This window comes from Pseudemcibacter sp. (genome assembly GCF_965661635.1).
GTDB lineage: Bacteria > Pseudomonadota > Alphaproteobacteria > Sphingomonadales > Emcibacteraceae > Pseudemcibacter.
In genome coordinates this window covers 1-14,743 of record NZ_CBFIEP010000191.1, presented here as the reverse complement: position 1 = coordinate 14,743, position 14,743 = coordinate 1, and the positions used below count along the sequence as shown (strand labels likewise).

14 protein-coding genes and 1 pseudogene are annotated in these 14,743 nt (G+C 39.2%); 8 read left to right on the top strand and 7 right to left on the bottom strand.

What is annotated here, in order from left to right:
• From ACTF6W_RS12295 to ACTF6W_RS12285, 3 genes are all read right to left on the bottom strand, one after another.
• On the bottom strand, positions 1–117 hold a 117-nt coding region (locus ACTF6W_RS12295), incomplete at its 3' end, for an HU family DNA-binding protein (RefSeq protein ID WP_438994843.1).
• A 166-nt stretch (positions 118–283) separates the two neighbouring features.
• On the bottom strand, positions 284–1,783 hold the full coding sequence (locus ACTF6W_RS12290; protein ID WP_438994842.1) for a Na+/H+ antiporter NhaC family protein: 1,500 nt from the start codon (positions 1,781–1,783) through the stop codon (positions 284–286).
• Entirely contained in the window at positions 1,776–3,014 is a 1,239-nt protein-coding gene (locus ACTF6W_RS12285; protein WP_438994841.1) for an FAD-dependent oxidoreductase, read from the bottom strand. The genes ACTF6W_RS12290 and ACTF6W_RS12285 overlap by 8 nt, the downstream gene beginning before the upstream one ends.
• 679 nt (positions 3,015–3,693) lie before the next feature.
• Between ACTF6W_RS12285 and ACTF6W_RS12280 the strand changes: the two genes are divergently transcribed.
• The 6 genes from ACTF6W_RS12280 to ACTF6W_RS12255 all read left to right on the top strand — a co-directional run bounded on the left by ACTF6W_RS12280 (position 3,694) and on the right by ACTF6W_RS12255 (position 10,155).
• Positions 3,694–4,407 carry a class I SAM-dependent methyltransferase gene (locus ACTF6W_RS12280; protein ID WP_438994840.1) on the top strand — a complete coding sequence of 238 codons (714 nt, stop codon included), beginning with the start codon at positions 3,694–3,696 and terminating at the stop codon, positions 4,405–4,407.
• Between the two features lie 154 nt (positions 4,408–4,561).
• Positions 4,562–5,752, top strand: a complete 1,191-nt coding sequence (locus tag ACTF6W_RS12275) for a trans-sulfuration enzyme family protein (protein WP_438994839.1) — start codon at positions 4,562–4,564, stop codon at positions 5,750–5,752.
• Complete coding sequence (nhaC, locus tag ACTF6W_RS12270; protein WP_438994838.1) at positions 5,745–7,196, top strand: Na+/H+ antiporter NhaC; 1,452 nt, start codon at positions 5,745–5,747, stop codon at positions 7,194–7,196. Before ACTF6W_RS12275 ends, nhaC begins: the two co-directional genes overlap by 8 nt.
• A 24-nt stretch (positions 7,197–7,220) precedes the next feature.
• Positions 7,221–8,177, top strand: coding sequence for a YheT family hydrolase (locus ACTF6W_RS12265; RefSeq protein ID WP_438994837.1), 957 nt, complete (start codon positions 7,221–7,223; stop codon positions 8,175–8,177).
• A 108-nt stretch (positions 8,178–8,285) separates the two neighbouring features.
• Positions 8,286–9,593, top strand: coding sequence for a sulfite dehydrogenase (gene soxC, locus ACTF6W_RS12260; RefSeq protein ID WP_438994836.1), 1,308 nt, complete (start codon positions 8,286–8,288; stop codon positions 9,591–9,593).
• Positions 9,580–10,155 carry a c-type cytochrome gene (locus ACTF6W_RS12255; protein WP_438994835.1) on the top strand — a complete coding sequence of 192 codons (576 nt, stop codon included), beginning with the start codon at positions 9,580–9,582 and terminating at the stop codon, positions 10,153–10,155. Before soxC ends, ACTF6W_RS12255 begins: the two co-directional genes overlap by 14 nt.
• 7 nt (positions 10,156–10,162) lie before the next feature.
• Here the strand turns inward: ACTF6W_RS12255 and ACTF6W_RS12250 are convergent.
• Positions 10,163–10,474 (bottom strand): annotated as a pseudogene (locus tag ACTF6W_RS12250) (YybH family protein); the annotation flags it as partial.
• 267 nt (positions 10,475–10,741) lie between these two features.
• Positions 10,742–11,260: a DUF998 domain-containing protein gene (locus tag ACTF6W_RS12245; protein ID WP_438994834.1), complete on the bottom strand. Its 519-nt coding sequence runs from the start codon at positions 11,258–11,260 to the stop codon at positions 10,742–10,744.
• A 190-nt stretch (positions 11,261–11,450) separates the two neighbouring features.
• Here ACTF6W_RS12245 and ACTF6W_RS12240 point away from each other — a divergent pair, with 190 nt between their 5' ends.
• Entirely contained in the window at positions 11,451–12,758 is a 1,308-nt protein-coding gene (locus ACTF6W_RS12240; protein ID WP_438994833.1) for an alkaline phosphatase, read from the top strand.
• Positions 12,759–12,766: 8 nt separating this feature from the next.
• On the top strand, positions 12,767–14,065 hold the full coding sequence (locus tag ACTF6W_RS12235; protein ID WP_438994832.1) for an alkaline phosphatase: 1,299 nt from the start codon (positions 12,767–12,769) through the stop codon (positions 14,063–14,065).
• Here ACTF6W_RS12235 and ACTF6W_RS12230 read toward each other — a convergent pair whose 3' ends face one another.
• Complete coding sequence (locus ACTF6W_RS12230; protein ID WP_438994831.1) at positions 14,066–14,443, bottom strand: acyl-CoA thioesterase; 378 nt, start codon at positions 14,441–14,443, stop codon at positions 14,066–14,068. It lies immediately after the preceding gene.
• A 106-nt stretch (positions 14,444–14,549) separates the two neighbouring features.
• On the bottom strand, positions 14,550–14,743 hold a 194-nt coding region (locus ACTF6W_RS12225; protein WP_438994830.1), incomplete at its 5' end, for an EAL domain-containing protein.

Genomic DNA, 14,743 nt, shown 5'->3' with positions numbered 1-14,743 from the left:
TCCAGCAGCTAAAGCGCCTGAAATAGCATCTATAACGCTGTCAACTGCTTTACCAGCATCTGTTTTAGATAATCCCGCGGAATTTGCGACACCATCGATAAGTTCATTTTTATTCATAATTACTTCCTATAATTTGATATTATTATAAATTAATCCCCACTTTTCAACATAAGGTCAAACTAACATATTGAAAGAGTTTCATCCTAACTGGAATATAATAGGAAAGGCAATTATATATTTTATGGATGTCCGCTTTCGGCCAAAAGCAGACGTTCGGCACTCACTAATTATCTATAGTCTTTCCGAATAACGACATGATAGATTTTATTGTCATCAGCTGAATAAGTATAACTGCAAAAATAATATAAGGTGATGGGTAATAGGCCGAAATCAGAAAAGTCAATAATGTTATGCCCCCAGGTATTATTGCATAAGAAAACTGGGTGGTTACGTGGTCAATATGCGGGCAGTCAGCGCCCATTGATGCGAGGACGGTGGTATCGGATATAGGTGATGTATGATCACCGAATAATCCACCACTTAACACGGCTGCAATGGTCAGCTCAAGCGGAGCGTTTAAAGTATAAGCGACTGGAATAACAATGATAAGCAGTATGGCAAATGTACCGTATGAAGAACCTGTCGCGAATGACATAGTCGCTCCAAGTATAAAAACGATAGGTGGAATAAAGCTTGGCGAAATACTGTCCCCAATTATTGCCGCCAAATAATATCCTGTCCTAAGGTCCTTACAGATGGAGCTTAACGACCAAGCGAGAACCATAATTAAACAAAGGAATACGAGGTTTTGCATTCCTTTTACATATTCTTGAAAGCTTTGCTCATAAGAATACTTTCTTTGTTTCTTCATTAAATAAGCGCAGGCTATTGAGGCAAAAATATAGGCGGTTAATATCCCGCCGCGCATATGGATACTTTGAACCCCTTCTGTCACGACAAAATAACCCATATAAACGGCCATGGTAACGAAGAGAACGCCTAACGGTAAGAAGACAGTACTCAAAGTTGATTTACTGTCTTCTACACTGAGGCTGCTTACATCGACTTCACTTAGGTCGGTCGTTTTTAATTCTTTGTTAAAATTCGCTTGCGCGCGGGCCATTAACCCGTAATCTTTGCCCGTTGACAAAAACATTGGGATGGAGAGAAGCGCAAGGAAAGCATAAAACTGATAGGGCCAGACACTTAATAACACCTGATAAGGTTCTGCTTCAATACCAACGTCGTCATATGTGTTTTCAATCAAATTCATGATATATATTCCCCAACTGATGAAGGGAACAAGAATGCTGACAGGCGAAGCAGTGGTATCAATAATATAGGCGAGTTTTTCTCGGCAAATATTTAATCTTTTAAAAATGGGTCTAAATAAAGGGCCAACGATTAAAGCATTCCCTGAGTCCGTAAAAAATACACTCACACCAGCGCACCATGCAGCTAACTGTGCGCGAGCAGGACTTGAAACAAATTTTGCCACTACCGATGAGAAGGCGCTTGCACCGCCAGACTTTTCAAGCAGATGAATAAAACCACCAATGGCTAACATTATGACTATAATCTGTGCGTTTGAACCGCTAGTTATCTGGATAAAGATATATTTTTCAACAAGCTCTGCTATTGCAAAAAAAGGATTGAAATTGGCAAGGATCATCGCGCCACTGAAAGCCCCTGCGGTCAACGATAGCATTATGTTTCTCGTCAAAACCGCTAGAACAATACTCAACGCGGGAGGCAGGATAGAAAGTATGCCATAGTCACTCATTAATTTTTTCCAATAATTTTTCAGCAGAACCAAATGCTAATAACCAGCCATTTGATCCATGACCAGCGTTTACAAAAAGGTTTTCTGCACCAGCTTTGCCTATCATAGGGAGGTCATCGGGCGTTTGTGGACGAAGACCTGTCCAAACTTCAGGTTTCGCATCAAAAAGTGCAGCATTGGGCATTAAGGATTTTGCTTTAGAGGCAAGCAGCGCAACGTATTTTTGGTTAATACTTAGGTTATCAGAAAAAATAGCATATCCTGCAACGCGTATTTGTTTTCCAAGTCTTGCCACAACAAATTTACCTGCCGTATCAGTTACACTTAAACTTGGTGGGTGTGAACCGGAAGGATATGTAAGGCTGATGCCTTTGACGCCAGTGATGGATTTCTTGCCAACAAAGTCTTTAGGTAAAAGTTTATTGCTTACCAGCCCAGCACAGACGATAAATAGATTCGCTTCCAATGTGCCCAGAGAGGTTTCGATGCCAACAACGCCACCTTTTTTTAACAACATTTTTTCAGCGGTCACATCATAAATAATTTTACCATCGAATTTTACAGTCAATAAATCGGCCAGGTTTTTACAAAATAGCTTACAGTCGCCAACTGCAGCATCTGATAGATAAGTTCCACCAGCTATTTTTCTTTTTGTACCAATGAGCGCGTCTTCCCGCTCTAGGCACTCTTCTTTTGTTATGACCGTGTGAGTGCCGCCGTTAGTCCGCTGAAATTCAGCAAATAGTTTCGCGGCGGCAAGGTCTTTTTCAGTTTCGTGGAGGTATATTTTTCCGTCACTTCGCCAATTAAACTCAATTTCATGGCGTGTGCGAAATTCATTCAAAGCATCTCGCGAACTATGGGCCATTTTTATAAGTTCAAGGGTGTTTTTTCGCCATTTCTTTGCCGTGCACTGCCGCATAAAAGACAGAGCCCATAACCAATTATTCGGATGAATTAATCCTGTGGCAATAACGCCTGTTAGTGAGGGGCTCAAGAGTGTTTTAGGAAGGTTACGTAAGAATGAAGGAGAACTCATAGCACTAATGTTATAAATAAGTTGTCCGGCATTTGCTTTGCTTGTCCCTTCTGAAGGATTGCTTTTTTGCTCAACAACTGTAACAGAATATCCTTCTTCGGAAAGCCGACAAGCGGTCGTTAATCCAACTATTCCCGCGCCAATAACAATTGCTTCTTTTTTATGATTATTGGCGTTGATGTTATTTATCACAAATAATTTTCCTGAGCTATTTTGAACTGCACGGGAGAAATCCCCTCTAAACATCGTAAGAGTACACATAATGCCCATGGTAGTCTAGCGGACAATTTTGAACGTCTGCTTTGGGTCGTTAGCGGACATTCGATATTTTATCATTCATTTTTACAATGTCTTGTTTTTTGCTTTATGGGTTTTATTTTTGTATAGGGATTTGGCGTTCAAAAATGAAGGAAATTTTACAGAATAATTTAATTGATATATGCTCTATAAATGGGAGATATGATCATGAAAATTTCAACGGGAAATAATGGCCTTGCTAATAAAAAGATTGAATATACTTATTCTACGGGTGAAAAAGTTATCTTAAAAATCGGCCCAAAAACTCTAGAGTTTTATGGATAGGGGGCCATCTTGACGATCTTAAGATTGATAACTTAGAATATATTTGTACTGAAACAAGAAAAGGGCAATTCTTGCTTAAGTGGCATAATTTAATCGCCAAATCATACGTAACTTTATTGATCGATGTTCAAGAGATGCAGTTGCATGGTTCAGCGATTATGTTTTATCAGAGTGAAGAAATATCAGAAATTTTTGATCAAGCTACAATCACTAGTATTTCTGATTTAAAGTAAAATCGCTTTAGTTTTTAAAATGGTTATCAAAAGATATGAATGAACATGATTTATATATGAATGACTTTATGAGAGTCTATGAAACTCTGGACTATTGGGGACCGGGGAGTGGGGCTGATACTTTAAAAGCATTAAAAATGGTATCCTTGCCCCCAAAGACAATTTTGGATATAGGGTGCGGTAAGGGACTTGCCACAAAGGTACTTGCGGAAAATAGTGATGCGGTTGTTACGGCCCTTGATAATGAACAATCTGCGCTTGATAGGTTGGAAGGCTGCTTTAATAAACTTGGCATGTCTGATCGATTAAAAACCGTAAACGCAAGCATGGCAGAATTACTCTTTTCTCATAATAGTTTTGATTTAATTTGGGCGGAGGGAAGTGCCTATATCATTGGTGTTGAAAAGGCGTTGGAAAAGTGGAAGCCATATTTAACAGAGCAAGGTCATTTGGTTTTTAGTGATTTGGTTTGGCATACGGACACCCCAAGTGATGAAGCCGTTCAAAAATGGCGCGAAGACTATCCGGATATGCAAGATGTTGATCCGCGTTTGGATCAAATGAAAAAAGCCGGGTATCAAATTTGTGATCATTTTAGGGTCAGCAATGAAGCATGGATGAATTATTATGGCCCGCTTGATATAAGATTAAAAGAGCTTGAAAGCGAAATGGCGAATTCCGCTGCCTATAAAGATATCAAACATGAAGTTGAGATAGCCATGCGATATGCCGAAGAGTTCGGTTATCATATGTTTATTCTAAAGGTCTAATTAATTTCATAAATTATACATTTGAAATTATGAAATTTTAATGGGAAAGAAAGTTCTTGCATAAACAGACTTTTAGCATTTAAGGTCAATAGGTTGCGAAAAAATTATAAAGTTATGCAAGCCACGAAATAAATCGCTTTATTGGTTTGTTAAAATGCAGTTGAATTTTATGGCCATTGATCAAATTGATATAGATATATGTACATCATTAAGTGCAGAGGAAGTTTCAGGTTCAAACCCCGTAACACCGCCCATATACCAAACGTCCTTGTTTACGTTTCCAACTTTTGAAAAATTGGTTGGGGCATTGGATGATGAAAATAAAAATATCCTTTATTCCCGTGGGCGAAACCCAACGGTTGCGATCCTTGAAAATAAGTTATGCGCATTAGAGCAAGGCGAAGATTGCAAAGTATTTGCGTCTGGTATGGGGGCAATCAGCAGTGTTTTCATGGGGCTACTAAATCAAGGGGATCATGTGTTATTCGTCAATGATATTTATGGCCCTACCATGCAACTTGCGGATCATCTTAAAGGGTTTGGGATTTCCCATGATCGGGTAAGTCAGAATGAAGCAGAGGACCTTGAGCAATTCATCAAGCCCAATACCAAGTTAATTTGGCTCGAAAGTCCGGGGACGATGAAGTTTGAGTTTGTGGACCTTAAGAAAATTTCAGAATTCGCGAAAGCGAAAGGTATTCTAACCGGCATCGATAACACATGGGCGACGCCATTATTTCAAAAGCCGATCACTATGGGGATTGATATTGTTGTTCATTCTTGTTCAAAATATATTGGTGGGCATAGTGATACCATTGCCGGTGCAGTGATTAGTAAAAAAGAAATCATTGAAAAAATATTTTATAATGCATTTTTGCTTAATGGCGCTGCGGCGGGCCCGTTTGATGCATGGTTATTATTAAGAGGGCTTCGCACGTTACCCGTTAGAATGAGCGAACATCAATCCAATGCAATAGATGTGATCAATTATTTAAAAGACCATGAAAAAATCGCGAATATTTATTATCCAGACCTTTCCACGGATTTAAAACCAAAGGATAAACAATTATCCGGGACAAGTGGACTGTTTAGTTTTGATTTAGTTTCTGGCGGATATCAAGAGGTGAGCACATTTTTAAATAATTTAACTAGATTTAAAATTGGGGTTAGCTGGGGAGGTTTTGAAAGTCTTGCCATTTCACCAAACAGAGGAAAAAATGAAAACCAATTATCCGAGATTGGATTTTCAACATCGATGATTAGACTTTCGGTAGGATTAGAGAATTCACAGCAATTAATTGCTGATATCGATCAGGCGCTTTCGAAAGTAATTGTTAGTGGTTGATCAGGAAAACAATCAAAAAAAGATAACTGCTTTTCTGGCTTTGCTGCCGTTCATATTACTTGTGTCATTTTTTGTTCTTGGTTCAATTTTTATTGAGCAAGGAAATGATGTGATTGTTATTTCTTTATTGGTGGCGACATTCGGGGCAACATTAATTGCTCTGTATACTGGTTCGAGCTGGGAAAATGTCCAGGAAAAAGCGGGTCAGAAGCTCGCGCAATTGTTCCCGGCACTTTTGATACTGTTTTCAATTGGGGGATTAATTGGGGCGTGGATTTTAAGTGGCACAATACCTTATTTTGTTAATATCGGTCTTGAATGGATTGATATTAATACGTTCATATTAACGGCCTTTTTATGCACCGGATTAATGTCAATTATGACCGGTACATCATGGGGGTCCGTTAGCACCATTGGTATTGCACTCATTGGTATGTCATCGGTTTTACAAGTGCCAACCGAAATTGTCGCAGGTGCAATTATTTCAGGTGCTTATTTCGGGGATAAATTGTCACCCTTATCCGATACGACTAATGTGGCCGCGCTAGCGGCTGGAGCTAATTTATATGATCATATCGGTCATATGTTATATACCGCGGTTCCATCCTTTTTGATAGCTGGTGTGGTTTATTATTTTGTTGGACTAAGCTTAGTTGATGACACAAATGGAACATTTGAATTTCCGCAAATGGCCGTTACGCTTTCTAATGAAATTTTTGGTATTTTTAAATCAGGTTTTGTGGTGATAATCCCGCCGATTGTTATTTTAATGTCTATATTCTTAAAATTCCCCGCATTAGCCGGGATTGTGTTGTCGACTTTGGTCGCGGCCTTAATCGGTGTCTTTTATCAAGATTTTGAATTAAGTCATGCGGTATCCGCAATCATGACGGGCTTTAATACAGAAATGTTAAATGGGCGGGAAATAAGTCATTTAATGCCGTTAAGCGATGATTTAAATGTTCTTCTGAATAGGGGCGGCATAAATTCAATGTTGAGTGCGATGATTATTGTGATATCTGCTATATTGCTCATGGGCGCGATGGAAGCGTCAGGCATAATTAATTATATCGTCGATAAACTTTTAAAGGCGGCAAATACTATTTTTAAATTAATCGCGTCAACGATGGTGACGGGGCTAATGATGATTTCGCTTTCTAGTCATGGAAGTGTTTCTGCATTGATTGTTGGTAACCTCTATAAAAATAATTATAAAAAACTTGGACTTGCGCCAGTAAATTTATCACGGTCTATTGAAGATTCTGTAACAATGACCGATCCGATTTTGCCTTGGTCCGTTTCCGGCGTTTATATGGCAACAACACTTGGGGTAGCGACAATTGATTATGCGCCCTGGGCATTGTTTTGTTTGGGTGGTCCACTATTCTCTATGCTTTATGCGATTATGAATAAAAAACTTGGGTTTGGAATTAAGCGTTTCTAAAAATGCAAAATAAGTGAGTTGAAGTTGACTTTTAAAGAAAAACCACCGTGGTGGGGCGGCGATTTACAAACCATTAGAAATTTTTTATGTGCTGGTGAAATTGAATTGCCGGGACAATCAAAAGTGCTCACCATTCCAACCAATGATGGCACTGGCGATGAAATTATGGCAAGCCTTGATACACCATTTGGGGACGTTTTGGGGCCACTTATTATTCTTATTCATGGATTAACGGGATCAGAAAACAGTGCTTATATGCTCACCACTTCAAGATACCATTTAAGAAAAGGATCACGGGTTTTAAGATTAAACCTAAGAGGGGCAGGACCAACCGCAAAAACATGCCAAAAGCATTATCATGGTGGCCATATTTCGGATATCAGTGATGCCCTTGACTATCTAGACGAGGACATAAAATCACGGGGTGTTTTCATCATAGGGTTTTCATTGGGTGGTAATATCTTACTTAATTTTTTAGCAGAAAATAAGGACTATAACCTGCTTGGGGCGGCGGTTGTTTCGGCGTCGATCGACCCGAAATCCGCAGCGGAAAAATTATTAAGTCCACGGAATAAAATTTATCAATCACGACTTCTTCGCCATATGAAAGAAGAATATTTATCAAAACGAAATGACTTATCAAAAACTGATAAAGAATTGATGTTGAAGTGCAAATCAATTTATGAATTTGATGATAAGATTACCGGACCAAAGAACGGTTATAAAGACGCGGAAGATTATTATTTTCAAACAAAAAGTGCCCGCAAGATCGACACTATAAAAATTCCACTTTTAATCATTAGCGCTAGAAATGACCCATGGATACCAATCGGGGCTTATGAGACGATTGCAAAAGATAATCAAAAGAATGTTACGGTATTAATTACCGATGGCGGTGGCCATGTTGGCTTTCATGAAAAGGGGCAGGTTGAAACTTGGTATGATCGGCAAATTGATCAATTTATTTCTGACCTTTTTTAGTAAGTTGATTTGGTTAAGAAAGTCAAAATAGTTTTTTTGACGTAATAGATTACTTCATGTAAGCTCATTTCTTTATAAACAGGAATGATTAAATAAGGGGTATTTATTTTGTCAAAAGATAAAAAACTACCGGGGATTGATACAACAGATCATGTTGCAAAAGGGGGGGTGCTTAATCGCCGCCTTTTTTTAACGTCGTCGATTGCTTCAACGGCCGCTCTTGCAACAGCAAGTGCAGCTTATGGTGAGGATATTATTGGTGAAGGGCAGGATGACTGGACAATTTATCCAGGTACGGATGCCTTGGAATATAGTGACCGTTCCCGTTTTGAGGTTGAAAACGTAAAAAGGTTTATTCCAAATTTCCCACAAAAATTTTTAGATCTTAGATTGACAAAATATGTTGCGAGAACGCCCCTTGATCATTTGCTTGGCACCATAACACCCAATGGGTTACATTTTGAACGTAGCCATCAGGGCATACCAGATATTGATCCTGATAAGCATTTTCTTGTAATCCATGGAATGGTCAAGAACCCCTTAAAATATGATATCGATGCATTGGAAAATTACCCAACCGTTTCGCGTCATCATTATCTAGAATGTAGTGGTAATAGTCAGGTGCTTTTTCAAGAAACACCTACAGATCAACCTATTCAGCAAATTCATGGTCTTGTATCAGGCACAGAATGGACCGGTGTTCTTCTTTCGACGCTCCTTGATGAATGTGGTATTTCACCCGATGCAAAATGGATTATTGCCGAAGGTGCCGATAACGGCATGATGACCAGAAGCATTCCGATAGATAAAGCACTTGATGATACAATGATCGCCATTCGACAAAACGGTGAACGCATTAGACCAAGTCAGGGATACCCAATGCGTCTCTATACGCCGGGCTATGAAGGGAATACTTCTGTTAAATGGCTTCGGTCACTATATGTCAGCGATAGACCGGTTATGTCAGCACAGGAAACGGCCAAATATACAGATATGATGCCAGATAATAAAGCGCTTCAATTTTCTTTGGAACAAGACGTTAAATCAATTATTACCAGACCATCCAATGCCATGAGCCTTAAGAAAAAAGGTTTATATGAAATCACAGGACTAGCATGGTCGGGTAAAGGAAAAATTTCTCGTGTTGAAGTTTCGGTTGATGGTGGACAAACATGGGGTGATGCGGCGCTAGAAGGGCCAATTCATACAAAAATGCTTACACGTTTCAGAATACCGTGGATGTGGGAGGGCGGTTCGGCAATACTTCAAAGCCGCGCCTATGATGAATTTGGCCGTATCCAACCGACCAGAAAAGAATTAATCGATGCAAGAGGTAGGAACGCCTTTTATCATTTCCATGCCGTTCAAAGTTGGGGTGTATCACCAAATGGGGAGATTAAAAATGTCTATGCGTAAAACATTAATTATCGCTTCACTTTTATTACCAACCCAACATTTATTGTTTAGTCAGCTGGCCAACGCCCAGCAGTCGCGTTTTGGGGAACCGGCGACACAAAAAGACATTGATAAAAGTTTCTGGTCTGTGTTTCCGGACGGTGAATTTTTACCGGAAGGTGAAGGAAATGTTGCAACCGGTAGAGTGCTTTTTAAAGAACAATGTAATATTTGCCATAACATGCCCGGTGAGAGCGACCCTGTAAAAGATGATATAGGAAAGTTGTTTGGGGTTACTGATAAAAAAGGCAAGCCAAACGTTGAGCAAACAATTGGCAGTTATTGGCCTTATTCATCAACTGTATTTAACTATATTCGTAGAGCAATGCCGCTTCTCGCGCCAATGTCGCTTACCAATAGTGATTATTATTCTTTAACTGCATATTTACTTCATGAAAATGGCGTTATCCCAGAAGATGCCGTTATGAATAAAGATACGCTTCCAAAGGTTGAAATGCCGAATAAAGATGGATTTATAATGGCTTATCCAAAAGTTCCTGAACAATATGAAGTCAAGCGTTGATATATTATTACGAAGCAGGAAGGACGCTATTAATTATATCCCGATAGAGTAACCAGTCGTCATCAACGTTAATCCAATGAACCATGAACCTACCTTTATCTGCGACATTCTCGCCAGCGTAGAGTGCGAATTCACCATGTTCAATTGCCGTTTTCCCTAAATCTTCTATCTCATGAGTATTTAGTTCAATTTTAGTTACGCCAGCATCAATTAATCCTTGGATTGCATTTGTAATGGCTTCTCTTCCTTGAAATGTATCTGCATTTGGAACCATAAAACAGCCGTCTTCCGAATAGCAGGACCCGACACCAGCTGCATTTCCCTCATTAAATCAAGTCATGAATTTTTGATTTGTTTCTTTAATTCCTTGAGCGGCACTCATGAATTTTCTCCCATTTCCCTTTAATTGTTATTTTTATAGTAAACTTAATTAGGAGAAAATCGAGGAATTAATTTTAAATAACTACTGTGTATTGGGTTTTCAGTTATTAATGGTTTAGCAATTTTTTCTAATATGTTGAGCAAAAAGGATAAACCATAAAAAGATGGATGCTTCTAATATTCGCTGAATGAGACCGACATATTGTTAACTGTCATCTAAGCTAAAAAAGCATATCAGTATTAATATTGATATGGCATAACCTAATTTTTCAAATGCTTTAGATGGTGCCCACTTTTTCAAGCCTTTAGATAAGATGAAGATGGCCATTGCCCCGCTTAAATAGGCAGGTATCGTAGACGCTATATGTATCATATGACTAGTTGATGGTGTCTGTGGTCTACATTCATAATCACATGGAAAAATGGCTGCGATGGTTAGTGAAAATGTATAAACACATAAAAGCAATAAACCTACTGTATTCAAAGATGATCGCGGTAATTTATGTGCACATATAATAATAAATAACAGGATAATGAGCTGAGTAGGTATGAAGCCTATATAATTAATAAAAGCACCCGTATAGGTCCCTGTGGCTCCCAGTTCGCTTATAAATTGGATCATATGGTTGTAATTCTCATAAGCTATACCGCCGCAGATAACAGTGATGAGAAACCAAAGTGCAGCTAATATGGGTAAGCCGATTAAAGCATTATTTTTCATCATAAATTTCACTTACAATAAGTTTTAAATTTGAGTGATAGATTACTAGTAACCATATTTTTATCAATTAGAATTCAATTTTAAAATTAAAAATATAAGAACTACAATGTTTATTTTTCATCTTTCACCATTGTAATATATTCGAAATGATGCTTTGTTAGATCATATATAAAAGAATAGAGGGATGTTTTTCATGAAACGATCATTATTAATTGCAACGGCGATTTTTACGGCAAGTATTACGGCGACACTTGCGGCACCAAAAAACATTATTTTATTGATAGGCGACGGCATGGGAGAAGCTGAAATTGCTGTCACGCGTGCCTATGCATTTGATGGTGATGCCGGATTATATGTTGATGAAATGAAAGATCGCGGTTCTGTTATCGTCAAGCAGCTTATGGTTGATGATCCAACGAAAATTGAATTTACCGGTGAAAGCGCGAGCGGGGGCACGACGTTATCGACCGGAAACAGAACAAGTGCAGGGCGGGTCGCCGTGAGTGCCTTTGATGGTAACCATTATAAAACAATTTTAGAAGAAGTTCAGGAACGCGGATATAAAACGGGATTGGTTACCACATCGATAATAACGGACGCGACACCGGCTTCGTTTGCCGCGCATGCGCAAAATAGATATTGTTTTGTCAAAGGTGCAAAAGCGTGTAGTCAATTTGCAGATACACCGATTGTTGATCAAATGTTGGATCATAATGTGGATGTGATGTTAGGTGGGGGAAAAAATCTGTTACCCGGAACTGCCGTGCAAGGTGGCAGTGTAGAACAGAAAGCCAAGGGATTAGGATATACGGTTGTCACGGAACGGGAAGACCTTATTAAGCTTGCTGTTGGAACCAAAACATTTGGTGTTTTCTCAAATGGGCATTTACCAACAGAGTGGGTTGGGCCAGGTGGAAAAGGAGCTGATTTTCTTGAAGTTAATGGTAATCGCGAAGTTATTTTTCCTAAACCCGCAGCCTGTGAAATAAACCCAGCTCATGCAGGCATTCCAAAGTTAGAGGAAATGTCTAAATATGCTATCGATAACCTGAGAGTTGGTGGTCACGGGTTCTTCCTTGTTATTGAGGGGGCTTCTATAGATAAAGCGGCGCATGTATCAAACCCATGTGGTACGATTGGTGAGATGCTTGCCTTTGATAGAACGGTAAAGATGGCCGTTAATTATGCGAAAGAATTAGGGGATACTGCGGTAATCGTGACGGCCGATCATGGTCAGTCAACTCAAGTGATTTATAAACCAGAAACTTATGACGGTTCACCGATTAGACGTGATCTAATTCCTGGATTTTATCAATCACTCCTTACAAGGGGTGGACATGAATTAGGGGTTTATTATGGGACCAATAATATTAATGACCAATCACATACGGGTGTTAATGTTCCAGTATTAACCTATGGTATGGATAATGCCGAAGATTTGACAGGCGTTATTCAACAAACGGAAATTTATCCGGCCATGAAAAAGTTCTTATTCAATTAGGGTTTAAAATGAAGAAATTATTATTAGCACTGCCTTTGCTCGCGCTTAGTGCGTGCGCAGAAGTCACCGATGAGCCAAAAAATGTAATATTGTTGATTGGTGACGGTATGGGGGAAGCTGAAATTTCAGTAACCCGAAATTACGAATTTGACAGCGGTCCGGGTATGTTTTTGGATACAATGGAAACCAAATCATCGGCCATTGTTATTTCCAAACGTAATGATAATGCAGAAAATATCGCATTTGTTGGTGACAGTGCCAGCGGTGGTACTGCACTTGCGACCGGTGAACTTACGAGTGTGCGACGAATTGCAACAACGGCGCAATATGGCGCGCCAATTAAAACAATCGCCGAAGAAGCAAAAGAAAAAGGCATTAAAGTGGGACTTGTGACAACGGCAGTAATTACTGATGCAACGCCCGCATCATTCGCATCCCATGCTGATGACCGTTATTGTATGAAAGCTGGTGACAGTGTTTGCACCGCAACAAGTGTACCAATTATCGATCAGATGCTTGCTTTAGACATGGAAGTGCTTCTTGGTGGTGGATATCAATTATTACCCGCTGCAAAAGATCAAGGCACAATTCGAGATTATGCGCTTTCAAGTGGTTATAATATAGTTACGGATAAAGCAGGACTTGAAAAAGCAGGCGGGGATAAGCTTTGGGGGATATTCTCTGATTATCATTTACCTAGGCCTTGGATCGCTGAAGATGGGAAACCTGCAGAAAAAGTAACAGTTGATACAGATGGACAAGTGGTTTTCCCTGATGCACAGCGCTGCATTGCAAATCCTGCACATAAAGATATTCCATCACTTGAAATGATGACTGAAAAGGCATTGAATAATTTATCGCAAAATAATGATAAAGGTTTTTTCTTAATGGTCGAAGGGGCGTCGATTGATAAAGCGGCGCATGATGCGGACATTTGTGGTTCAATGGGGTCAATGCTTGAATTTGACCGCACAGCTAAACTAGCCGTCGAATATGCGAAAACCGACCCTAATACGGTTGTCATTATCACTGCTGACCATGGTGGTTCAACGCAAAATATTCATCATCCATATTATGAAGATTATAACCGGACGGCAGAAAACTTACCGGGCCTATATGAGATGCTTCTTACAAACGGCGGTAATGAAATGACCGTTTATTATGGAACTGATAATATCGATGATCAGGCACATACAGGCATTAATGTTCCGGTTTATTCATATGGATTACCGGAAGATTTGATTTTTAAGGCAACCATTAGACAAACAGAAATTAAGCCAGTAATGGCGAAATATTTGTTTGAATAATTATTGGTCAATTACTTTCGGGCGATGGTTTTTATCTAAGGCTACAAAGATAAAATCGCCTTCGGTGACAACTGTTTCTTCTTCGTTGTCGCGACTTACGACGGTTACTTCGATATGAACGGTGAGGGACGTTTTACCCACTTTCGTAATATCCGTATAGACGCTCATCCAATCTCCAATGCTGACGGGCGCATAGAACTTCATGGCTTCAATGGCAACCGTAGCAACCGGACCCTTAACTCGGCGCATGGCTTCTATACCTGCTGCGCTGTCCATTTGCGATAATATCCATCCGCCAAAAATATGACCATTTGAATTGATGTTACTTCTTTTTGGTAAAGTTCTGATTGTTGGTTGACGTTTATATATTTCTTTCATAGTAGCCCTGCTGAATTATTATTTTTAGCTTTAAGTATGCATTATGAAATAGGAAAATCCGAATGAATTATGAAAGTAGTTTTTTATAAGGTTGATTTTTAATCATTTAAGGGATTTGATCTGCTTTTATGGCACGGGAAAATAGAAACCCTTGTGCAAAATGGCATCCTAGTTCCTTTAATTTTAGGGCTTGTTGTTCGGTTTCGATCCCTTCTGCAATAACGGTCATACCAAGTGATTTGGCAAGGTTTAGGATCACATTGACCATGTTGACACCTTCATCATTATTATCAATATTTT